Source organism: Neisseria sp. P0008.S004 (genome assembly GCF_051962755.1).
Taxonomy (GTDB): Bacteria; Pseudomonadota; Gammaproteobacteria; order Burkholderiales; family Neisseriaceae; genus Neisseria; species Neisseria subflava_A.
Window position 1 is genome coordinate 109,553 of record NZ_JBQCUZ010000004.1, and the last position, 20,848, is coordinate 130,400.

The window sequence follows — 20,848 nt, forward strand, 5'->3', positions numbered from 1 at the left end:
TACATTACAGCTTCTCTTTAACCCAACCTTCCACGCTTACCAGCATTTCAGGCAATTTGTCGGCATCTGTACCGCCGGCTTGCGCTAAGTCAGGACGGCCGCCGCCTTTGCCGCCGACTTGTTCGGCTGCAAATTTAACCAGATCGCCTGCTTTGACTTTGCCAGTCAACGGTTTGGATACGCCGGCGCACAGGGAGACTTTGCTATCGTTGACTGCGGCGAGCAATACGATGGCTTGTTCTGATTTGCCGGTCAAGTCAGTCACGATTTCGCGCAGGGTTGCGGCATCGGCTTCGATTTGGGCAGCAACGAGTTTGGCTGGACCTAGGTCTTTTGCGTTGTCCAAGAGTTTGGCACCTGCGTGGACGGCGAGTTCAGCTTTGGCGCGTGCCAATTCTTTTTCCAATGCTTTGGCGTGTGCTGCGCCTGCTTGGATTTTCGCCAGTACGTCTTTTTCGGTTTGGGCTTTGGTTTCGGCAATAATGTCTTTAACCAAACGCTCTTGATCTTGCGCCCATTTGAGTGCGTTCAGGCCGGTGATGGCTTCGATACGGCGCACGCCTGCGGCAATACCGCCTTCACTGATGATTTTGAAGAGGCCGATGTCGCCGGTGCGTGAAACGTGTGTACCGCCGCACAATTCGGTAGAGAAACCGCCCATTTGCAGTACGCGCACTTCGTCGCCGTATTTTTCGCCGAAGAGCATCATGGCGCCGGTTTTTTGGGCATCTTCCATGCTCATAATGGCTGCGTTGACGGCAACGTTGGCCAAAATGGCTTCGTTGACGCGGCGTTCTACTTCGGCGATTTCTTCGGCAGTTACCGCTTGAGGATGGGAAATGTCGAAACGGGTGGATTCGGCGGTAACCAAAGAGCCTTTTTGTTCAACGTGTTCGCCCAATACATCGCGCAGGGCTTTGTGCATCAAGTGGGTGGCGCTGTGGTTGCGCATATTGGCATTGCGGATTTCGTCATCCACTTTGGCGGTAACGCTGTCGCCGACTTTCAGACGGCCTGAAGTTTGTACGCCGAATTGACCGAATACGGCCGCTTTGATTTTTTGGGTATCGCGTACTTCGAAGCGGTTTTCGCCTGCGAAGATATAGCCGACGTCGCCGACTTGGCCGCCGGATTCTGCATAGAACGGGGTAAAGTCGATAACGATGGCGCCTTCGTCGCCTTCGTTCAATTCGTTGACTTGTTCGCCGTCTTTGTAGAGGGCGAGGACTTTGGATTCGGTTTGGCGTTCGCTATAACCTTTAAACTCGGTGTCCTGACCTTCGTAAGGCAGTTGGGCGTTGGCTTTGAAGCTTTGTGCGGCGCGTGCGCGTGCGCGTTGGGCTTCCATCTCACGCTCGAAGCCTGCTTCGTCCAAGTCGATGCCCAGTTCGCGCGCCATGTCGGCGGTTAGGTCGTAGGGGAAACCGTAGGTGTCGTAGAGTTTGAAGATGTGTTCGCCGCCGATAACGAGTTTGCTGTTGGCGATGTTGTCCATCAAGTAGGTGTTCAAGGCTTCGGCAAACGGTTTTTCCGCGTCGGGAATATGGGCGGTTTCCAAAGCAGCCTGCAAATCGATATACATGCCTTCGTTCAGGCTGCCTGAAACTCGAGGACGGATAACGATTTGCTTTTTGCCCGGAGTAACACGGGAAGCGGCGGTAAATTCCACACCATCTGCAGTTTTCAATGTCAGTGGTTTGCCCACACCGTCTTGCGGCAGCAGGCTTTCCAGTTTCAGGAATTTCATGCCGTTGAGCACTTGGTTGAACAAGCCCATGCCTTTTTCCAGCGTTTCGCCGAAGCGGCTTTCTTCCGCGCGCAAGGCTTCCATAATCTGTGTCTGTTTCTCTTTCAACTCAGGATACGCATCACCCATTACTTTGACTAAATCGGGCACAAGTTTGTAGAAAAACGCCTGTTTCTGACCGAGTTTGTAACCGTGGCGTACAGCGCGGCGGATAATGCGGCGCAATACGTAGCCGCGGCCTTCGTTGGAAGGCAATACGCCGTCTGCAATCAGGAAGGAGCAGGAGCGGATGTGGTCGGCGATGACTTTCAGGCTGGGTTCTTCCATGCTGAATGGCGCGCCGGTTTCGCGGGCAACGGCTTTGAGCAGGTCTTGGAACAAGTCGATTTCGTAGTTGCTGTGAACATGCTGCATGACGGCGGCCATACGCTCCAAGCCCATGCCGGTATCGACGGAAGGCTTAGGCAGCGGATTCATATTGCCTTGTTCGTCGCGGTTGAACTGCATGAATACGCAGTTCCAAATTTCGATCCAGCGGTCGCCGTCTTCTTCAGGGCTGCCCGGAATGCCGCCCCAGATTTCTTCGCCGTGGTCGTAGAAAATTTCGGAGCAAGGGCCGCAAGGGCCGGTGTCGCCCATTTGCCAGAAGTTGTCGGATGCGTATTTCGCGCCTTTGTTGTCGCCGATACGGACGATGCGCTCGGCAGGCATGCCGATTTCGTTCAACCAAATGTTGTAGGCTTCGTCGTCTTCTGCGTAAACGGTCGCCAAGAGTTTTTCTTTAGGGATATTCAACCATTCGGGAGAAGTCAGGAATTCCCAAGCGAAGTGGATCGCGTCGCGTTTGAAGTAGTCGCCGAAGGAGAAGTTACCCATCATTTCAAAGAAGGTGTGGTGGCGGGCGGTGTAGCCGACGTTTTCCAAGTCGTTGTGTTTGCCGCCTGCGCGTACGCATTTTTGCGCGGTAGTGGCGCGGTTGTAGGGGCGTTTGTCAAAGCCGAGGAATACGTCTTTAAATTGGTTCATGCCTGCGTTGGTAAACAGCAGGGTCGGGTCGTCGTGTGGCACGAGCGAGGAAGAGCGGACGATGGTGTGGCCTTTAGATTCGAAAAATTTCAGGAATTTTTGGCGTAGTTCGGTGGTTTTCATAATGTCTCGATAAAATTTTGTACAAAGATTTCAGACGGCCCGGACGGCGCGTTGAGATTAAAAACGAATGGGCGTTATCTTACCGCAAAACCATATTTCAAGCTATCGGCAGAAAGGTTTTAAGTTGATTGCAATCTGTCTTTCAGACGGCCTTAAGCGGGACGATATCTTTTAACAATGAAGCCTATCCGCTCGGGCTTGCCTGCTTTATAATGCCTCTCTATTTTCAACCGGATACGCAAGGAATGATAATGACCAAACATCTGCCCCTTATCGTACTGACTGCGCTGGCACTGGCCGGCTGCGGCGGCTCGGACAAAACTTCTGCCGACAAGGCGGCTCAAACCGATAATCAAAAGGTATTGAGCATTTACAACTGGTCGGAATATGTTGATCCCGAGACGGTTGCCGCGTTTGAGAAAAAACACGGTATCGCAGTAACTTACGATGTATATGACAGCGATGAAACGCTGGAGAGCAAGGTGTTGACCGGCAAGTCGGGTTACGACATCGTAGGTCCTTCCAATGCGTTTGTCGGTAGGCAGATTAAGGCAGGTGCGTATCAGAAAATCGACAAATCCCTGATTCCCAACTATAAAAACTTGAATCCTCAGTTGATGAAACTGATGGAAGGCGTTGATCCGAACCACGAATATGCCGTTCCGTTTTATTGGGGTACTAACACCTTCGCTATCAATACCGAGCGTGTGAAAAAGGCTTTGGGCACGGATCAGCTGCCGGACAATCAATGGGATTTGGTGTTTAACCCCGAATACACGTCCAAACTCAAGCAATGCGGCATCAGCTATTTGGACAGCGCAGCGGAGATTTATCCTATGGTATTGAACTATATGGGTAAAAATCCAAACAGCAGCGAAACGGCGGATATTAAGGCGGCTACAGAAGTCTTGAAGAAAAACCGTCCGTACATCAAGCGTTTTACCTCGTCCGGTTTTATCGATGATTTGGCGCGCGGCGATACTTGCGTAACGATTGGCTTCGGCGGCGATTTGAATATTGCCAAACGCCGTGCCGAAGAAGCAGGCGGCAAAGAAAAAATCCGTGTGATGATGCCGAAAGAGGGCGTGGGAATTTGGGTAGACTCGTTTGTGATTCCGAAAGATGCTAAACATGTGGCCAATGCCCATGCGTATATCAATGATTTCTTAGATCCTGAAGTTGCGGCGAAAAACGGCAATTTTGTTACTTATGCGCCATCCAGCAAACCGGCTCAGGAGCTGATGGATGAAGAGTTTAGAAACGACAATACGATTTTCCCAACCGAGGAGGATTTGAAAAACAGCTTTATCATGGTACCTATCCAGCCGGCGGCATTGAAATTTATGGTCCGTCAATGGCAAAGCGTGAAAGCAGGGACATAAGCTGATTTAAACGTATTAAGGCCGTCTGAATGGTGTAACCGAAATCCTTGATTTCGTTTTACGGCTGTTCAGACGGCCTTTGGTTTGTATTAGCTTGGCTTGGGTAAGGTTTAAAAACAAAGGGCGTGTATATCAATCACGCCCTTTGTGTTTGTTTCAGACGGTCTTAGAATTTCACGCCTTTATGCAGTGCAACGATGCCTGCGCTCATGTTGTGGTAATCCACGCTGTCAAAGCCTGCATCCAGCATCATTTGCTTTAAGGTTTCTTGGTCGGGGTGCATACGGATAGACTCGGCGAGGTATTGGTAGCTGTCGGCATCTTTGGCAATCAGTTTGCCCATAATCGGCAATAGTTTGAAAGAGTAGAGGTCGTACACGCCTTCCAAAGGTTTGTACACTTTGGAGAATTCCAACACCAGCAGGGTGCCGCCCGGTTTCAATACTCGGTACATTTCTTTCAGCGCGGCATCTTTGTGCGTCATGTTGCGCAGGCCGAACGCGACGGAAACCAGATTGAAATAGTTGTCGGGGAATGGCAATTTTTCAGCGTCTGCCAACGATACGGGCAGAATCATGCCTTCGTTGAGCAGGCGGTCGCGGCCGACCGTCAGCATGGAGGAATTGATGTCTGTCAGCCAAACTTCGCCTTCTTTGCCCACGCGTTTTGCCCAGCCTCGGGACAAATCGCCTGTGCCGCCGGCGATGTCCAATACTTTGTCGCCTTTTTTCAGGCGGGCGGTATTGATGGTGAAATGTTTCCAAACACGGTGCAGACCGCCGGACATTACGTCATTCATAATGTCGTAGTTTTTTGCCACGGAGTGGAAGACTTCGGCAACTTTGCCTGCTTTTTCGTCTTCGTCAACGGTAGAGAAGCCGAAATGGGTTTTGTGGTCGCTCATAGTGTCTGCCTTCTTAAAATAATACGGATTCAGATATCGAATACGTCGAAATCGCCAACCACTTTCGACGCGGGAAATATAGTTTGTGCCTGCCGCTCCAGCATCAGGCGTTGTTCTTCTTCGGTATAACGTGCGCTGATGTGGATCAGGTAAAGTTGTTTCACATTGGCTTGCAAGGCCAGCTTGGCGGCATCGGATACGGTCGAATGGAATACTCGTTCCGCTGTCTCTTCATTGCCTGTCGCAAAGGTTGCTTTATGCACCAAAACGTCTGCGTTTTGTGCGGCGCGTACTGCTTGCGGACGGGCTTGGGTATCGCCGAAAATGGCCACTACCCGTCCTTTTTTGGGCGGGGAGAGGAATGCTTTGCCGTCAATGATTCTGCCATCGTTGAATGTTACGGTCTCGCCTTTTTTCAGACGACCTTTCCGCCGCAACCACCACTACCGCAGGAATGCGTGTGTTTGGGTTTTAAGTCTTCGGCACTTGGTGTTCTGGACGCGCCGGCTTTTTCGAGGCGGTCGAGATAGTCTTGCCAGAGCGCGTCTTGATTGTGCGCCAGTCGGTAGAGATAGTCCCAATCGTAAAGGCCGCTGTCGTGGCCGTCTGAAAAAGTAATTTTCAATGCGTATTGGCCGACGGGGTCTAAATCGGTAATGCTGACTTCGGCTTTGCCTGTTTGCAATACATCTTGACCGGCACCGTGTCCACGCACTTCCGCGCTGGGCGAGTACACGCGCAGGTATTCGGCAGGAAGGCTCTTGGCACCGTCAGCATAGACCAAAGTCAGTACGCGCCGCTCTTGCTGGAGGCGGATTTCTTGTGGAATTTTATCGGCTTGGGTCATGTCATGCTCCGTTCTTTTTACGCAAATAGGCAACACGTACAGAAAAAATACCGCCAAGTACGGCAAACAGCACGATTGCGTAGAGTGAAAACCGTATCAGGCTCACTTGGGTGTCCGCCGTCAGCCCCAAAGGCAACAACATCACGGCAACGAACAGTAAAAACGCGGCCAACATGGCGGCAATGCTGGCAAAGGCATAGCGAGTATTGGCTGCTGTTTGCGGATGTTTGGTCATATTGGATAGCTTGCCCTAGGGTAGTGAGGCGGTATTTTATCAGCTTTTTGGTGCTTCATGCCGTCTGAAAACGGCTTTATTTCCATAAATAAAGTGTAATGGCGCGCCTGTCTTCGCCTTCGGGCATTAAGCGGATGCTGCTGCCTTTGCTTCCGTTGACACGGATAATGATGCCGCCGGCCTGCCGCTCGATAATGTCGAGTTGGGTGTCGCGGTTCATGCGGTAGTTGTAGCGTTCGCATTGTTTCAAGCACCAAAAATCTTGCCAATGGATAAAATATTTTTGTCCGGATTCGATGGCCAGCGTTTCGCCGCCTTTGACGATGAAGTAAGGGTAATCGGGTTTTTGCGTGCTGAATGTCCATTCGGCCGTTTTGTCTTTTCCGTTTTGACGGTATTCGAACGCGGCACGGTAGTTGGTGTCGTATTCCAATGGCTGCAAAGGAAACAGCGCAAATTGACGTTCGGTCAGGAGGCGGTTTGGGTCATTATCTTTATCTAATATTTTGACGTCTCTGATTTCTTTTGTGTCCTGATACAGTTTGAACGAACGCATTTTGACCGGAGGCGATTGTTCTGAGAACGCGATGCTGACCGGATTGCCGGTCATTTCATAATGAGGCATAGGGTCGGGACGTTCGCCATGGAAAACCGGTAAAGCGAAGTTGCCTTGCGGATAGGTGATGTAAGGCCGGAATTTGCGGTTGGAGATTTCATCCGCATAAACAATGGAATGGCCATGACAGGCATCTTGATAAAACGAGCGGCTGAGGTCGGAGAGGGGGCGGTTTTTTTGGCAGAGGCTGTTGAATCTGCTGTCGCCCTGATTGATGCTCAGCGCGATTTGTTTGCCTTGCGATTCAAATGCGGCTCCGGCCTCGTCGATATTTTGATCGAGTAAGGAGAGACGGTGGTAAATCGCCGTCATCAGATTATCCAGCTGATGTTGGGCAGGTAGATGGCTGTTGATTTTTTCGTTTGGCGGATGCTGGCCGGTGCTGACGTTTTCGTGCACGCCTTTATAGGCATAACCGGCTTTGCGCGTGCGGTCTGATGGGCGTGGGCCTGTATAAAAGGGATTGTGTGTATTGTGTTCGTCATGTCCGTCGTCAGGGTTTTGCAGCAGATAGCGGGCATGATTGCGCGCGGCACGTTCGAGTGTGGCTGAGTGCGCCAGTGCGGGCAGATTGGCTGAGGCGCGGAGGAAGTTTAAATACGCCAAAGCGTCAAAATCGGCAACGGCAGAACGATTTTGTGGCGGTTGGGCATAGATGAGCTGGTCTTCGGAATAGCGATGGGTTTCGTAGTATTGGAATATGCCGAGGGTGACGGCAAAACCACCCAGCCAGTAAAGAATGTGTTTCATTATATGTACTGCGTTCAGACGGCCTTGAGCTACGGCTCTTTCCCCCTTGAAACTCATGCCGTTAAATGATTATTTTGATAGCGGCTTGACTTGGAATGCTTCAGGATGGGATTTGAAATATTCGACAGCGATAAATCCGCCGCCAATAATAATCAAGAGGGCAATGGCCATGCCAATCATCGCTAAAATGAATTTGTCCATATTTGTCCGTTTGAATGAAGGCCGTCTGAAACACTTGAAAGCGTTCAGACGGCCTTAAGTCAGGTTAATTAACGTTCGATTTGCGATACGTCGCGTACTGCGCCTTTGTCGGCGGAAGTCGCCATCGCGCCGTAGGCACGCAGGGCTGCGGAGACGTGGCGGTCGCGGTTTTCCGGTTTCCACGCTTTACTGCCGCGTGCTTCCATTTCGGCACGGCGTGCGGCAAGCTCTTCATCGGAAATGACAAGGTGGATGCTGCGGTTTGGAATATCGATTTCGATGGTGTCGCCTTCGTGTACCAAACCGATGGCGCCGCCTTCTGCCGCTTCAGGCGAAGCGTGGCCGATGGACAGACCGGAAGTACCGCCGGAGAAGCGACCGTCGGTCAGGAGGGCACAGGCTTTGCCCAAACCTTTGGATTTCAGGTAAGAAGTCGGGTACAGCATTTCTTGCATGCCCGGGCCGCCTTTAGGGCCTTCGTAGCGGATGATGACGATATCGCCTGCCACGATTTGGTTGCCCAAAATGCCTTCTACTGCATCTTCTTGGCTTTCAAATACGCGGGCGCGGCCGGTAAATTTGAGGATGCTCTCGTCCACGCCTGCGGTTTTCACTACGCAACCGCGCTCGGCAATGTTGCCGAACAATACTGCCAAGCCGCCGTCTTGCGAGTAGGCATGTTCGACATCGCGGATACAGCCTTTTTCGCGGTCGAGGTCTAGGGTTTTCCACATACGGTTTTGCGAGAACGCCTGAGTAGTGCGCACGCCGCCGGGAGCCGCTTTGAAACGCTCGATGGCATGGGTGTTTTCAGGGTTGGTCACGTCCCATTTTTCAATCGCATCTTTCAGTGTCGGCGCGTGGATGGTGTACACGTCGGTGTGCAGTTTGCCTGCTTTGTCCAATTCTTTCAGGATAGCGAAGATGCCGCCTGCGCGATGCACGTCTTCCATGTAGTAGTCGTGGTTGTTTGGCGCGGTTTTGCAGATGCAAGGTACAACGCGGCTCAGGCGGTCGATGTCTGCCATTTTGAAATCGACACCGGCTTCGTTGGCAACGGCCAACAGGTGCAAAATGGTATTGGTAGAGCCGCCCATGGCAATGTCCATGGTCATGGCGTTTTCAAACGCTTTTTTGGTGGCAATGCTGCGCGGCAACACGGTTTCGTCGTCTTGTTCGTAGTAGCGTTTGGTGATTTCGACAATCATGCGGCCGGCTTCGAGGAACAATTCTTTGCGGCCTGCGTGGGTCGCCAAGTATGAACCATTGCCCGGCAGGGAAAGGCCGAGTGCTTCGGTCAGGCAGTTCATGGAGTTAGCGGTAAACATGCCTGAGCAGGAGCCGCAAGTCGGGCAGGCGTTTTGTTCGACTTCTTCGACTTGCTTGTCGCTGATATTGTCGTCAGCCGATTCGATCATGGCGTCAATCAAGTCCAAACGGCGTTCGGGTTGAATGTTTGCAACTCCGATAACTTTACCGGCTTCCATAGGGCCGCCGGAAACGAAGATGGTCGGAATGTTCAGGCGCATGGCGGCAATCAGCATGCCCGGGGTAATTTTGTCGCAGTTGGAAATGCACACCAGCGCGTCGGCGCAGTGGGCATTCACCATGTATTCGATAGAGTCGGCAATCAGGTCGCGGCTGGGCAGGGAGTAGAGCATACCGCTGTGGCCCATGGCGATACCGTCGTCAATGGCAATGGTGTTGAATTCTTTGGCAATGCCGCCGGCTTTTTCGATTTCACGGGCAACCAGTTGGCCCATATTGTGCAGGTGCACATGGCCTGGGACGAATTGGGTGAAGGAGTTGGCAATGGCGATAATCGGTTTGCCGAAGTCGGTTTCCATTACGCCGGTCGCACGCCACAATGCGCGCGCACCTGCCATATTGCGGCCGTGGGTAGAGGTTTTGGAGCGGTATTCAGGCATTTTTGTTCCTTTGTTTTATGCTGAGGCCGTCTGAAATAGGCTGGTTGGTTGGCGGCCCGTTGTAGAAATAACTGGCTATTTTATACCAATTACGAGCGATGAAGCACGCTATTTTGTAATAAAACTAAACTGTATTTGCTTCACCTGAATTTGCTGCTCATTCTTTCAGACGGCCTGAAGTTTTCTTGGATGAAACGCTGTCTTTCCCAGTTGCAAAAGATGTTGGTGTCAAAAAGTGATATGATAGGGAACTTCTCACATTTCTAAGGATAAGACGATGAAAAAAATCATGTTTGCATTGTGTTCGGCCATATTGGCTTCTGCTGCGTCTGCCGCTGTTTATAAAGTGGACGAATTCCATGCCAATGCCCGCTTTGCCATCGACCATTTCAACACCAGCACCAACGTCGGCGGTATTTATGGTTTGACCGGTAATTTGGAATTTGACCGTGCCAAACGCCAAGGCTCAATCGATATCGTATTGCCTTTGTCCAAACTGCAAACCGGTTCAGATCGCTTTACTCAACATTTGAAATCTGCCGATATTTTCAATGCAGACAAATACCCTGAAATCCGTTTTGTATCCACCAAATTCAATTTCAACGGCAAAAAACTGCTTTCCGTTGACGGCAATCTGACCATGAACGGCAAAACTGCGCCGGTGAAACTCAAAGCTGACAAATTCAACTGCTACCAAAGCCCGATGGCAAAAGCAGAAGTGTGTGGCGGCGACTTCAGCACCACCATCGACCGTACCAAATGGGGCTTGGATTATTTGGTGAGTGCCGGTATGAGCAAAAAAGTTAACATCAATATCCAAATCGAAGCAGTGAAACAATAATCCTGCTTGATTTCAAAATAAAGGCCGTCTGAACAGGTAAGGCAGAAATCGTTGATTTCGTTTATCCCTGTTCAGACGGCCTTATGATTAAAGACGTTTAGGATTCTTTATTTTTATCGGCTTTGGCTGCCCAATAAGTTGCCAGGAGTGAGCCGGAGATATTGTGCCACACGCTGAACAACGCGCTGGGAACGGCAACAACCGGCGCGGCGGCAAAGTGTGCGGCGGCAAGCGCGGCGCCTAAGCCTGAGTTTTGCATACCGACTTCGATGGCCAGCGTTTTTTGTGCATCATAAGGCAGGCCGGTCCATTTGGCGGCAAAGAAGCCGAGCAGATAACCGATGCCGTTGTGGAGTACGACAACCGCGAAAATCAGCAGGCCGCTTTCAATAATCTTGCCTTTGCTGGCGCCGACTACCGCGCCGATAATCAGCACGATGGCGGCAACGGAAACCAGCGGCAGCGCGTCGGTCAGTTTTTCAGTTTTGTTGCCCAAGACTTTATGGACAATCAAGCCCAAAACGATGGGGAACAAAACCATTTTGACGATGGACATCAACATACTGCCCGCTTGGATTTCCAGCATTTCACCGGCAAGTATCAGGAAGATAGCAGGGGTCAGCAATGGGGAAATCAGAGTAGAAACCGATGTAACGGCAACCGACAAAGCCACATTTCCGCGCGCCAGATAAGTCATTACATTGGAAGCCGTACCGCCCGGGCAGCAGCCGACCAAAATCACACCAACCGCGATTTCGGCAGGCAGGTCCAACAGTTTCGCCAGCAGATAGGCAGTTGCAGGCATGATGGCAAATTGGGCAATCACGCCGATAATGACGGCTTTGGGGTGTTTGAACAAAATGTCAAAGTCGGAAGGTTTGAGGGTCAAGCCCGTGCCGAACATGATGATGCCCAGAAGCCAAGGAATGTAAGGGCCGACCCATTTGAAGGTATCGGGTGAGAAAAAAGCGATACCGGCAAAGAGCGCAGCCCAAAGGGAAAATGTTTTTCCAATAAAGTTGCTGATTTTATTGAAGATACTCATGATAATATGTTGTGAAGTTGTTTTTAAGGGAAATCAAGGATACACGCCTTAACCTTAATTTGCAAAATGACTTAAAAATAAACCAGGCCGTCTGAAAATAGAGATTGATTTTCAGACGGCCTGCAATTTGTATTTATGATATAGACGGCATTATTCTTTTGATAAAATATTGCGCAGCCATCGGGCGGCAGGTGCGATTTCTCCGGCGAGCATACCGGTTTCGATTTTGCCGCTGTGTTTGATAACATCGGCTGCCGCTCCGTGCAGCCATACGCCGGCGCAGGCGGCTTGGAATGTCGGAATGCCTTGTGCCAGTAGGCTGCCGATAATGCCGCTCAAGACATCGCCGCTGCCGGCGGTGGCCAAACCGGCATTGCCGCTGGTGTTGGTATAGGTCATGCCGTCAGTTGCGGCAACTAATGTATGATGGCCTTTCAATACGACAGTCGCGCCATATTTTTGGCTGATTTCGGTTACGGCTTTTTGCCTGTCGGCTTGAACTGATTGGGTATCGGTGCCGAGTAAGCGGGCGGCTTCGGCCGGATGAGGTGTCAAGATGATATGTTTGTACAATTTGAGGCGTTCGGCCAATTCGGGAGAACGGGCAAGCAGTGTTAAAGCATCGGCATCGAGCAATAAAGGCCGGTCGTGGTGTGTAGACAGTATTTGGGGCAGCAGATGCTCTGATAATCCGTCCAAACCAAAGCCGCAACCGATTACGCGTGCGCTGACATCGTTGCGCTCCATCAATTGGGTCGCAGTAGCGAGCATAATTTCAGGGCGTTCGGGAATAATGGCAAAAGGCAGCATGGCTTGGTTGAAGCCTGCCCAAACCTTGCCGCATCCTTGATACATGGCGGCTGTAGCTGCCAAAACCACTGCACCGCTCATTCCCGTTGCGCCGCCGATAATGGCAAGCGTGCCGTATGTGCCTTTGTGCGATTCTTGTGCGCGGGGGTGGAATACGTCGGGAAATGCTAAGGCCGTCTGAAAAGCTTGAAGCGATTCGGGAAGCGTGTAGATGGGCTGCATGGCGTAACCTTCCAAGATAAGAAATTTAATTTTAAATCAGAAAGTAAAAGGTAATGAAGCAAAAAATAAAAGTTTGGGATGCACCTACGCGCCTGTTCCATTGGCTCTTGGTGTTATTGATGGGATTCATGTGGTACAGCGCAACCCAAGGCGGCGATATGCTGATATGGCACTTGCGCGGCGGCTTGTTGATGCTAGCGTTGGTGGCTTTTCGTTTGTGCTGGGGGATTTGGGGTAGCGATACGGCAAAATTCAGCCAATTTGTGCGCCCGTTTTCCGAAATCCGCCGCTACACGCAAGGCCGAATGTCTGAAGACGAATTGGTCGGCCACAATCCTTTGGGCGCGCTGATGGTCATCGCTTTATTGGCCGCCTTGGTTTTTCAGACGGCTACAGGTTTATTTGCCGCCGATGAAAATACGTTTACCAATTCCGGCTTTTTAAATCATTTGGTCAGCGAACACGCCGGTACGCTGGCGCGAAAAATCCATGTCAATTTCTTTAATGTTTTAGCTGTTTTGGCGGGTGTACATATCGCGGCTGTTTTGCTGTATCGCTTTGTGAAAAAACAGGATTTGATTACGCCAATGATGAGCGGCTTTAAAACCATCGATGCCAAGCAGCCTAAGTTGGCCGGAGTGGGACAACTGCTTGCCGCTTTGTCGGTGGCGATTGCGTTAGTGTGCGCAGTATGGATGTTGCGCGGTTGATGTTTTAAGGCTGATACCTAAAAACAAACCGACCCCGATAGCCGAAATGGTTGTTGGGGTCGGTTTATTTTTAGGGTTTAAAAGATGATGTTCAGACGGCCTTAACGCAGCGCAAGATGCTGTGGCCGCGGCCGATGCCGTCTGAAACTTCCGCTACTTTCAATCCGGCTTTTTCGACGCAACGGATTAGGTCTTCAGAGTGGAAGATTTTGCTGTTGCCGTTGGCCATGGCAGTGAAATACAGGCTGGTCATGGTCAGGCAGTAGGCGGCGGTTTCGTAGCGTTGTCTGTCCCAGAAAGGCTCCATGATGTAGAGGCTGGTGTTTTCGCTCATAGATGCAGCGGCGCGTTGAAGAATGCTGGTAGCTTGTTCCTCGGTGAAACAGTCTAGGAATTGGCTCATCCAGATCGCGTCAAAACCGGTTGGGAACGGAATTTCAGGATCAAGCAGGTTGGCCGGATGGGCGTGGATACGGTCCGCACCGTTTTTGCCTTTGGTCGCTTCGCGCATCAAGCCGATTTGTTGCGGCAGATCCATGATGGTTACTTCGACTTCGGCATTGTGGTTGACGCATTGTTCCGCCCAGCGGCCGGTATTGCCGCCGACATCGAGCAGTTTTTTAACCGGTTTGGCGAACACGGTGTTGAGTGCTTCTGCGAAGGAGTTGTCGGAATAATAATGGTCGAATGCAAACCATTTTTCCTGCGCGATGCTTGGCAATGAAGACAAGCCTTCGTAAATGGTCGGCCAGTCGCCGAATACTTTCAGGCCTTCGGGCTTGCCGGTTTGCAGGGTTTTTTCCAAATCAAACATGCCTTGGTAGCAGATTTCTTGCGTGAAATCCATGTTGACGCGGGCCATTTTGTCTTTGAGGACAAACCAACCGGCCTTGCTGATGAAATAGCGGTTGTCGCGAGTCAAGACAGTGCCGATAGACAGCGAGGCTTCCAGCAGGACTTGTGCCGCGTAGTTGCTGATTTTCGCTTTTTCGGCGATGTCAGCTTGAGTGAGGCCGTCTGGATGGTCGTTCAGCAAATCCAGAATGCCAAATTTCACCATCAGGCGAGAAACTTGGAACACAATCGGTGCAAAAGCGATTTCTTGAGCCAGACGTTGAGCCTCGCCTGCGGACTGGTGTTCGTGGGAATAGCGTTGTTCTAGGGCAGGGAAGAGTTGCATATTGTTGGTTTTCCACTAAAAAGTTAATAGGTATATTCAGACGGCCTCAAACACAATCCGTCCTGATGCACACGGATGCTCTCCGTTGTTGATTTTAAAGCTCAGTTTGTTTTTACCTTCATCAAATTTCAGCTCTACCGACACTTCATCGTGAGGACGGATAAACTGCTGATATTTTAGATTTTCGATGCGGATGACGCGCTGTTTGCCCCATGGCTGGGGCGCGATTAGGTTGCGCACCCATTGCAGCTCGACCACGCCGGGAACCAGCGGGAAGGTGGCAAAATGGCCGCCGAAATAAACCAAATCCAAAGGCACGCGGCCGATAAAAGTTTCGGTATTGGTTTTATCGTCAGATGATGTTTTCGACCAAACGGGAGAAGTTTGGGCAACGGTAAAGGCCGTCTGAAAATCTGCCGCGGCGATTTTGGCTTGGGCATTGCGCGGCAGGCTGTCAGTAAAACGCCAGTAACGCGGCAGGGCGATGGTGTCCTGCGTGGCGGCCAGATGGCGTTTGAGCGTATCTGCGACCGCAGCGTGGCCTTTCTCACGCAAGGCGGCGATACCGTCTGCGTTCAATGCCGCCCATATGGCAATGCGTTGGTGTTGCGGATGACGGCCGCAGTGGGCGTCGGCAATCCAAGGGTGTTGTAAAAGTTCGTGTTCGATTTGGGTCAGCGACACGCGTTTGTCCTCAAATTTAATAATGCGGTCTTGGCGACCGAGTAACAGAAAACCGTCATCTTGCGGCTCGATCAAATCGGCGGTTTGGCGGCGTTCGGGCGACCAAGGCGAAGAAGCCCAAAGTGCGCCTTCTTCGTTTTGCCCGATTTCCACGCCTTCGAAAGGCTGCCATTCTTGGCGTTCGCAACGTGAGGCAATCACGCCGGTTTCGGTACTGCCATAAACTTCAAACGGGCGGACGGCAGCCTGTTGCAGCAAATCCGCCGTGGCAGAAGGAAGCGCGCCGCCGGCCGAGACAATGCCTGCAATTTTATGGCCGATACTTTGCCAGTTGCGGTTTTCGCCCAAGCGGTTGAGTACGGCCGGGCTGGCAATCCAAACCACTTTATCGTGTGCGGCCGTGCTGGAAAGCAGGTTTTCCGGATAAACCGCCTGCTGTCGTTCCATAGTCCAACCCATTGTCAGCGCGAGTGCGAAGCGAAATGTGAAGCCGTAAAGATGTTGCGGAATCACGCTGCCGATCACGGTTTCACCGTGTTGTCCAAATGGCAGCGTATTTGCCAAAGTCAGGGCTTCTGCCTGCATCTGCGCGGCGGTTTTCACAATAATTTGCGCTTCACCGCTGGAACCTGATGTTTTCAGCCATGCTTCGGCATGGTCGGGAATCAGATGGTTTTCAGGATAGGTGCTCAGTCCTTCCGATTCTGTTTGAGTCAATACATCAGGCAAGTGCCAGATGTTCAGGCCGTCTGAAGACAGCTTTTTATCTGTTGAATCCGTTAAAAACGCTTCTGCCGTTTTTCCCCACTCCAAATTGTCTTGCGCCAAATTGGGCAGCAATAAAACCTTTCCGCCAGAATGCCACACTGCCAACACGGCACAGGCAAACAGCGCGGCATCGTCAAACCACAGCGCGGCCGTTTGCACGCCTGCCTGTTTCAGACGGCCTGACAGATGAAAAACCGCACGGTTGAAATCAGCACGCGTCCAATTCGGATGGGCAGCGATAAGGTCGTGTTGGGGCAGGTCGGGGGATAGAATTTGGGTTAGGTGCATGATGGTTCTAAGGTTTTATAATTTTGATGTATTTGCCTTGGTATCTTCTTTGAATTGGGCCAAGCATTCATCGTATTGTTTGTTTGTCGTTTGGCGTACCAATTCGTAATCATTTGCCTGCCACTCTTCCAATGAATGGCTTTCACTTCTTTTGAAGCAATGGAGTAACCGATCGGTTTTGCCGTTTTGTCCGTCTACAAAAGGCTGATAATTGATGAAATATTTTTAATGGTTTAAACCTTCAAAACTAATTTCCGATAAATCCACTCTCCGGCAAATAATATTCCCATTAACACATACGACACGATGCCTGTATAAGCCGCCCACCAATCGTAATATTGCAAGCTTGCCAAAATGGCGGCGGTTGCGCCGTTGAAGATAAAGAACGCGCACCAGATTTTCGTAACGCGTCGAGTGTGGCGCACACCTTCGGGCGGCAGGTCGGGGTGTTGCAGTCGGGCGAGGCGTTCGATAACGGTTTGTTTGGCAAACAGGCTGCCGCCGAAAATGGCAAGCATCAGCGCATTGACGGCGACTGGATACCAATACATCGAGTCAGGCCGTCTGAAAGCCAGTACCGCCGCAAAAAAAGCAGCAAGGATAATCGCCGTAATGCGTTGGGCTGTGGTTTGCGGCATGGCGGCGCGTATCAGCCATAACACACACATGGCCGCAGCAAGCCAGAAAAACGCACCGTTTTCCCTTCCGTAATACCATAGAAGCGGATAGGCGAGGCTGGCAAGGGTCAGTAGGAATTTTCCCAGTGTTTTCATAATGGTGTTCGGTTTCAGACGACTTTTGGGTTTTAGGGGGGAAAGGTCGTCTGAAAGTTGTTTGGAAAAATAGTAGGGTCAGTGCAGCATGGCAATGGCGGCGGACAGAAAAAACGGTGCGACAAGGGTCAGGATAAAGCCGCTGACGACGGCGTATTTGATGTATTCGGCGCGGCAGTTTTCTTTTACAAAGGGCAGGGCGGAGTCCATTGCTGCTGCGCCGGAAATGCCGATTGCCGCCATAGGCTGCTTTCGTCCGTAGAAATACAGGAAGACGATGCTGATCATTTCGCGGAAAAAATCGGTCATAAACGCTGCCGCACCCATTTCGGGCGATACCGCTTTTCCAACCATAGGACCCGAAAGGGAGAACCAGCCGAAACCGCCCGACAATACCAGGCTTTGGGCAAACGAATAGGGCGAACATAGCGAAAAAACGAAACACGCGGCGGCGGTTGCAGCAACGGTCAGAAGCGGCAGCAGGAAAATCCTACGTCCGAATCCGCCAAGCTGGAAATGAACCAAGTCCATGCCAACCATGAAAATCAGCAGATAGAGGATATGGGTGCTGTCGATGGGCAGATTGCCGACCTGTCGCCCGAAAAAGGCAAATGCCGCGACACCCAAACCGAAAAAAGCAAAGGCTTTGAAACAGCCGTAAAAGGGTTTGATAAAGCTGCCCGATGGAGTGGGAGCAGTCGAGGCTTCGGGTTTGCGATAAAGCGCAATCAAGGTAAACGCGCTGATAATCAGTGCGAGCAGCAGGGCATATTTGACGATGTCCGCGCCCAGATTCGGGTCGGTAAAGACGCCGCCGAACTCATAGCCCATGAAAAAGAGCAGCAGCAGGACAATAAAGGACAAGGGTTTGAGTAGGACTTGTCGAAGGGGTGGTGCAAGAAATTTACCAGATAGGAAACCGGTAGATAACAATGCAAGAACAATAAAGATCGATGATAAAGATGATTCCATATTTATAATTCTCCAGTTGAAAATTATTGATTTGATATTAAATATTTTGTTTCGTAAGAGAGAAGTCAATTAATATCATTGTTCTTTGAGCAGGTTTGCCAGTTGCAGTTTGCGGCCGGTTTCGCATTTGATGTGGTCAATAAGGTCGATGGTGTCTTGGATTATTCGTTTTCTTCCTTATTTTTTTCAAAGGCTTCATGTTCTACGAGCAGCTTATAGTATTTTGGATAAAGCTTGGCGATGCGGTTACGGTTTTCCGAGGTGCAGAATTTTGCAACCTCTTTGGGTTCATGAGATTTAGGATAGCGGGAAAACATTTCAGTCTGCTCTTGTTTGGTCATTTTTTTGACCGTTGGGCAGATAGGGGCCATTGCTGATTTGCTGTTGGCAAATCCAGCCATATTCCATGCCAGCATCCCGTTACGTTGAGTTTCCTCGTTCGTGTTTTTTTCACAAAACTCCATATCGTTATACATATCCAATGAATCACGAATGACTTGCATACACTCGGCATGTGTCATTTTTTTGATGAGGGAAATTTCAGCGTGCGCAGACAAGGCGGGGAGTAAGAGCAGTAGGGAAATGAATTTTTTCATGGTGTTAGTTGTATATTATGGATAAGTGAGAAAGATTGATGATTAGGTTGTTTATTGATATTCAGACGACCTTGCCGGTGGGTAAGGCCGTCTGAAAATATGCTGATTCAAAGTAAAATCAGGAATCTTGTTGTACTTTCAAGACCGCTTGAACCACGTCTTCTACGGTACGCACGTTGCGGAAGTCTTCGGCTTGCAGTTTGCGGCCGGTTTCGCGTTTGATGTGGTCGATAAGGTCGATAGCGTCGATGCTGTCGATTTCCAAATCTTCGTAGAGGTTGGTTTCGGGTTTGATGCGTTCCGGTTCGATTTCAAACAGGTTAACCAGTGCATCGGTCAGCAGGGTGCGTACTTCTTGTTCGGTCATCTTGTCTCTCCCTTATGCTTGGCGGCTCTTGACGAACTCGGCTAAAGTTTTGACGTTGGCGAAGTTTTCGCGCAGGTTGTCGTTTTCACCGTCGAGCTGGAAGCCGAAGGTTTTTTGTACGGCCAAACCAAGTTCCAATGCATCAACCGAATCCAGGCCCAGGCCGTCGTCGCCGAAAAGTGGATCTTCGCTGCCGATGTCGGCAACGGTAATGTCTTCCAAGCCCAAGCTGTCGATGATTAATTGTTTGATTTGGTTTTCTAAATTGCTCATGTGGTTTTCCTTGTGAAATAGTCTTGCAGGTATTCGTTTAAACGGCGTGCGGCGATGGGCAGGGGTTTTTCTGCCAGCCATTCTTCCGGCAGGATGTCGTCGCCGACGGTAATTTCATAATGAATTTTTTGTGGCGGGATTTTGTACCACGGTTGCCCTTTTTTAAAATTGGGTGGCGTCATCTTGATGCACACGGGCGTGATGACTGATGCACTGCGCAAACCGAGTGATACGGCGCCGCGGTGCATTTTAACCTGTCCGTCCCAACCTGTGCGCGTGCCCTCGGGGAAAATCAGCAAACTTTGTCCGCTTTTGAACACGGCGTCGATTTCTTCCAGCATTTCCATGCTTTCATCGTTGGGGATGTAGCCGGAAGCGATAATCTGGCTTTTCATGCTGGGGTTGTGCAGCAGGTCTTTTTTTACCAGTACGTTTGGCTCGGAATAGTGGCTGATCAGCAAGACGACATCCAAAAGCGAGGGATGGTTGGCAAGAATGAGCTGGCCGGGCCTGCCGAGTTTTTCCAAGCCGTTGAAACGGACGCTCAATACGCCCGACCATTGCAGGTAGCCGACGAAGAAACGCCAAACTTTGCCTATCATGCGTCTTGCTTCAAGTTGGCGTTTGATGTCGCCTTTGGTCGATTTGAGCGTATAGGGCAAAAGTGCGATTTTGAACAATACGCCTGCAACGCCGAAGAGGATGAAGCCGAAGAGTGTGGCAAAAAAGCGACGGAAATAGTCTAAAGTCTTCATGCGTTTTTCTGCCAGTACCAGTTTCTACCGGCATAGTGTTGCGTGTGTTGTCGGCCGTCTGAAAGCAGGAAGCGTACCCACTCCAAGCTGCTCCAATAGGGCTCGACTGTTGTATCGTTAGGGTTTTCAGACGGCCTTGCGGATGTGGTTTCCAAGCTTAGGGTATAGTCTTCGCCCTTTGTGATGACCAGTGCCAATGCATAGGCAAACGGCGCACGTGTAGCCAAGACAGGATAGTCTTCAGACAACGGATCATCGGCGACAATCACTAAAACAGATGGCGCGCCGTCTTGCAAAAGCGCGAATGCTTCAGTCAGCGCGGTTTCAAAGGAATCGGCGGCAACGGCCAACGCGGTATGTTCGCTCATGTCTTTACGCAACATCGACCATTGCCCAATCGTCGCGTTGTGAACGGACAGGCCGAATGAGGTCGGCGAGACGGTATGCGTGTTCAGAAGCTCTTGCCATAATTCAAAGCTGCGGTTGCTTTCGCCGTCGTGCGAAACGTACACCGGGACGCTTTCAGGATATTGGTCGGCCAGATTCCATGCGGCATCACAAACCAAGCGCGCCGCTTTTCCCAAGCGGCGGCGTTGCATAGGCGGCAAAAAGGAGAGCACTGGTTTGCACTCCGGCAGGGAGGCGGTATCGAGTTTTCCCTGTGCCCAGTCCTGCCATTGCTCCGGCGTACTGATTTTGCTGGAGGAGGCCTGCCATGCGGCGATATTGAAGCTGAAACGGCAAACGTTTTGAGGCATGATGTCTTTCAATGTTTTACATTTTCATACATTGTAATGAAATGGGT

The 20,848-nt window shown here is 50.8% G+C and carries 22 protein-coding genes; 3 read left to right on the forward strand and 19 right to left on the reverse strand.

Going from position 1 to position 20,848, the window contains the following annotated elements:
* Positions 1-4 precede the first annotated feature (4 nt).
* Positions 5-2,896, reverse strand: a complete 2,892-nt coding sequence (alaS, locus tag ACTHSW_RS05565; protein ID WP_070461745.1) for an alanine--tRNA ligase — start codon at positions 2,894-2,896, stop codon at positions 5-7.
* 251 nt (positions 2,897-3,147) lie between these two features.
* On the opposite strand from alaS, the gene ACTHSW_RS05570 reads away from it, so the two are divergent.
* Positions 3,148-4,278 carry a polyamine ABC transporter substrate-binding protein gene (locus tag ACTHSW_RS05570; protein ID WP_070461746.1) on the forward strand — a complete coding sequence of 377 codons (1,131 nt, stop codon included), beginning with the start codon at positions 3,148-3,150 and terminating at the stop codon, positions 4,276-4,278.
* Positions 4,279-4,444: 166 nt separating this feature from the next.
* Here ACTHSW_RS05570 and ubiE read toward each other — a convergent pair whose 3' ends face one another.
* The 7 genes from ubiE to ilvD form a co-directional block, all read right to left on the reverse strand.
* Positions 4,445-5,182, reverse strand: coding sequence for a bifunctional demethylmenaquinone methyltransferase/2-methoxy-6-polyprenyl-1,4-benzoquinol methylase UbiE (gene ubiE, locus ACTHSW_RS05575; protein WP_004519946.1), 738 nt, complete (start codon positions 5,180-5,182; stop codon positions 4,445-4,447).
* Between the two features lie 29 nt (positions 5,183-5,211).
* Complete coding sequence (locus ACTHSW_RS05580; RefSeq protein WP_283127021.1) at positions 5,212-5,619, reverse strand: MBL fold metallo-hydrolase; 408 nt, start codon at positions 5,617-5,619, stop codon at positions 5,212-5,214.
* Positions 5,598-6,029: a gamma-butyrobetaine hydroxylase-like domain-containing protein gene (locus ACTHSW_RS05585; RefSeq protein ID WP_070461748.1), complete on the reverse strand. Its 432-nt coding sequence runs from the start codon at positions 6,027-6,029 to the stop codon at positions 5,598-5,600. The genes ACTHSW_RS05580 and ACTHSW_RS05585 overlap by 22 nt, the downstream gene beginning before the upstream one ends.
* 1 nt (position 6,030) lies before the next feature.
* Positions 6,031-6,264, reverse strand: a complete 234-nt coding sequence (locus tag ACTHSW_RS05590) for a hypothetical protein (RefSeq protein WP_003679719.1) — start codon at positions 6,262-6,264, stop codon at positions 6,031-6,033.
* 76 nt (positions 6,265-6,340) lie between these two features.
* Positions 6,341-7,630, reverse strand: coding sequence for a CAP domain-containing protein (locus tag ACTHSW_RS05595; protein WP_070461749.1), 1,290 nt, complete (start codon positions 7,628-7,630; stop codon positions 6,341-6,343).
* Between the two features lie 69 nt (positions 7,631-7,699).
* Positions 7,700-7,831 carry a hypothetical protein gene (locus ACTHSW_RS05600; protein ID WP_256388404.1) on the reverse strand — a complete coding sequence of 44 codons (132 nt, stop codon included), beginning with the start codon at positions 7,829-7,831 and terminating at the stop codon, positions 7,700-7,702.
* 68 nt (positions 7,832-7,899) lie between these two features.
* Positions 7,900-9,759, reverse strand: coding sequence for a dihydroxy-acid dehydratase (ilvD, locus tag ACTHSW_RS05605; protein WP_070461750.1), 1,860 nt, complete (start codon positions 9,757-9,759; stop codon positions 7,900-7,902).
* A gap of 277 nt (positions 9,760-10,036) precedes the next feature.
* Between ilvD and ACTHSW_RS05610 the strand changes: the two genes are divergently transcribed.
* Entirely contained in the window at positions 10,037-10,600 is a 564-nt protein-coding gene (locus ACTHSW_RS05610) for a YceI family protein (RefSeq protein ID WP_070461751.1), read from the forward strand.
* A 97-nt stretch (positions 10,601-10,697) separates the two neighbouring features.
* On the opposite strand, the gene ACTHSW_RS05615 is transcribed toward ACTHSW_RS05610, so the two are convergent.
* Positions 10,698-11,645, reverse strand: coding sequence for a bile acid:sodium symporter family protein (locus tag ACTHSW_RS05615; protein ID WP_440373789.1), 948 nt, complete (start codon positions 11,643-11,645; stop codon positions 10,698-10,700).
* A 150-nt stretch (positions 11,646-11,795) separates the two neighbouring features.
* A complete protein-coding gene (locus ACTHSW_RS05620) occupies positions 11,796-12,677 on the reverse strand; it encodes an NAD(P)H-hydrate dehydratase (RefSeq protein ID WP_070461753.1) in 882 nt (293 codons plus the stop codon).
* Between the two features lie 53 nt (positions 12,678-12,730).
* Here ACTHSW_RS05620 and ACTHSW_RS05625 point away from each other — a divergent pair, with 53 nt between their 5' ends.
* Positions 12,731-13,387, forward strand: a complete 657-nt coding sequence (locus ACTHSW_RS05625; RefSeq protein ID WP_070461754.1) for a cytochrome b/b6 domain-containing protein — start codon at positions 12,731-12,733, stop codon at positions 13,385-13,387.
* Positions 13,388-13,478: 91 nt separating this feature from the next.
* On the opposite strand, the gene ACTHSW_RS05630 is transcribed toward ACTHSW_RS05625, so the two are convergent.
* From ACTHSW_RS05630 to ACTHSW_RS05670, 9 genes are all read right to left on the reverse strand, one after another.
* Positions 13,479-14,567 carry a class I SAM-dependent methyltransferase gene (locus ACTHSW_RS05630; RefSeq protein ID WP_070461755.1) on the reverse strand — a complete coding sequence of 363 codons (1,089 nt, stop codon included), beginning with the start codon at positions 14,565-14,567 and terminating at the stop codon, positions 13,479-13,481.
* Between the two features lie 36 nt (positions 14,568-14,603).
* Positions 14,604-16,307, reverse strand: a complete 1,704-nt coding sequence (locus ACTHSW_RS05635) for an AMP-binding protein (protein ID WP_440373790.1) — start codon at positions 16,305-16,307, stop codon at positions 14,604-14,606.
* Between the two features lie 233 nt (positions 16,308-16,540).
* Positions 16,541-17,080, reverse strand: coding sequence for a septation protein IspZ (locus tag ACTHSW_RS05640; protein ID WP_070461757.1), 540 nt, complete (start codon positions 17,078-17,080; stop codon positions 16,541-16,543).
* A gap of 78 nt (positions 17,081-17,158) precedes the next feature.
* Entirely contained in the window at positions 17,159-17,944 is a 786-nt protein-coding gene (locus tag ACTHSW_RS05645) for a lysine exporter LysO family protein (protein ID WP_070461758.1), read from the reverse strand.
* A 269-nt stretch (positions 17,945-18,213) separates the two neighbouring features.
* Positions 18,214-18,648 (reverse strand): hypothetical protein, encoded by a 435-nt coding sequence (locus tag ACTHSW_RS05650; RefSeq protein ID WP_101755195.1) that lies wholly within the window; start codon positions 18,646-18,648, stop codon positions 18,214-18,216.
* Positions 18,649-18,766: 118 nt separating this feature from the next.
* Positions 18,767-19,015, reverse strand: coding sequence for an acyl carrier protein (locus ACTHSW_RS05655; RefSeq protein ID WP_003680823.1), 249 nt, complete (start codon positions 19,013-19,015; stop codon positions 18,767-18,769).
* A gap of 12 nt (positions 19,016-19,027) precedes the next feature.
* The gene (locus ACTHSW_RS05660; protein ID WP_003680822.1) at positions 19,028-19,288 is read right to left on the reverse strand and encodes a phosphopantetheine-binding protein; all 261 of its coding nucleotides are present in this window, start codon (positions 19,286-19,288) and stop codon (positions 19,028-19,030) included.
* Positions 19,285-20,043 (reverse strand): lysophospholipid acyltransferase family protein, encoded by a 759-nt coding sequence (locus tag ACTHSW_RS05665; protein WP_049344240.1) that lies wholly within the window; start codon positions 20,041-20,043, stop codon positions 19,285-19,287. Before ACTHSW_RS05665 ends, ACTHSW_RS05660 begins: the two co-directional genes overlap by 4 nt.
* Positions 20,040-20,801 carry a beta-ketoacyl synthase chain length factor gene (locus ACTHSW_RS05670; protein ID WP_070461760.1) on the reverse strand — a complete coding sequence of 254 codons (762 nt, stop codon included), beginning with the start codon at positions 20,799-20,801 and terminating at the stop codon, positions 20,040-20,042. The genes ACTHSW_RS05665 and ACTHSW_RS05670 overlap by 4 nt, the downstream gene beginning before the upstream one ends.
* Positions 20,802-20,848: the final 47 nt, after the last annotated feature.

What these genes read in the sequence shown, in the direction of transcription:
- alaS (WP_070461745.1), bottom strand. Translation starts at nt 2,896, where the DNA reads ATGAAAACCACCGAACTACGCCAAAAATTCCTGAAATTTTTCGAATCT.
- ACTHSW_RS05570 (WP_070461746.1), top strand. Translation starts at nt 3,148, where the DNA reads ATGACCAAACATCTGCCCCTTATCGTACTGACTGCGCTGGCACTGGCC.
- ubiE (WP_004519946.1), bottom strand. Translation starts at nt 5,182, where the DNA reads ATGAGCGACCACAAAACCCATTTCGGCTTCTCTACCGTTGACGAAGAC.
- ACTHSW_RS05585 (WP_070461748.1), bottom strand. Translation starts at nt 6,029, where the DNA reads ATGACCCAAGCCGATAAAATTCCACAAGAAATCCGCCTCCAGCAAGAG.
- ACTHSW_RS05590 (WP_003679719.1), bottom strand. Translation starts at nt 6,264, where the DNA reads ATGACCAAACATCCGCAAACAGCAGCCAATACTCGCTATGCCTTTGCC.
- ACTHSW_RS05595 (WP_070461749.1), bottom strand. Translation starts at nt 7,630, where the DNA reads ATGAAACACATTCTTTACTGGCTGGGTGGTTTTGCCGTCACCCTCGGC.
- ACTHSW_RS05600 (WP_256388404.1), bottom strand. Translation starts at nt 7,831, where the DNA reads ATGGACAAATTCATTTTAGCGATGATTGGCATGGCCATTGCCCTCTTG.
- ilvD (WP_070461750.1), bottom strand. Translation starts at nt 9,759, where the DNA reads ATGCCTGAATACCGCTCCAAAACCTCTACCCACGGCCGCAATATGGCA.
- ACTHSW_RS05610 (WP_070461751.1), top strand. Translation starts at nt 10,037, where the DNA reads ATGAAAAAAATCATGTTTGCATTGTGTTCGGCCATATTGGCTTCTGCT.
- ACTHSW_RS05615 (WP_440373789.1), bottom strand. Translation starts at nt 11,645, where the DNA reads ATGAGTATCTTCAATAAAATCAGCAACTTTATTGGAAAAACATTTTCC.
- ACTHSW_RS05620 (WP_070461753.1), bottom strand. Translation starts at nt 12,677, where the DNA reads ATGCAGCCCATCTACACGCTTCCCGAATCGCTTCAAGCTTTTCAGACG.
- ACTHSW_RS05625 (WP_070461754.1), top strand. Translation starts at nt 12,731, where the DNA reads ATGAAGCAAAAAATAAAAGTTTGGGATGCACCTACGCGCCTGTTCCAT.
- ACTHSW_RS05630 (WP_070461755.1), bottom strand. Translation starts at nt 14,567, where the DNA reads ATGCAACTCTTCCCTGCCCTAGAACAACGCTATTCCCACGAACACCAG.
- ACTHSW_RS05635 (WP_440373790.1), bottom strand. Translation starts at nt 16,307, where the DNA reads ATGCACCTAACCCAAATTCTATCCCCCGACCTGCCCCAACACGACCTT.
- ACTHSW_RS05640 (WP_070461757.1), bottom strand. Translation starts at nt 17,080, where the DNA reads ATGAAAACACTGGGAAAATTCCTACTGACCCTTGCCAGCCTCGCCTAT.
- ACTHSW_RS05650 (WP_101755195.1), bottom strand. Translation starts at nt 18,648, where the DNA reads ATGAAAAAATTCATTTCCCTACTGCTCTTACTCCCCGCCTTGTCTGCG.
- ACTHSW_RS05655 (WP_003680823.1), bottom strand. Translation starts at nt 19,015, where the DNA reads ATGACCGAACAAGAAGTACGCACCCTGCTGACCGATGCACTGGTTAAC.
- ACTHSW_RS05660 (WP_003680822.1), bottom strand. Translation starts at nt 19,288, where the DNA reads ATGAGCAATTTAGAAAACCAAATCAAACAATTAATCATCGACAGCTTG.
- ACTHSW_RS05665 (WP_049344240.1), bottom strand. Translation starts at nt 20,043, where the DNA reads ATGAAGACTTTAGACTATTTCCGTCGCTTTTTTGCCACACTCTTCGGC.
- ACTHSW_RS05670 (WP_070461760.1), bottom strand. Translation starts at nt 20,801, where the DNA reads ATGCCTCAAAACGTTTGCCGTTTCAGCTTCAATATCGCCGCATGGCAG.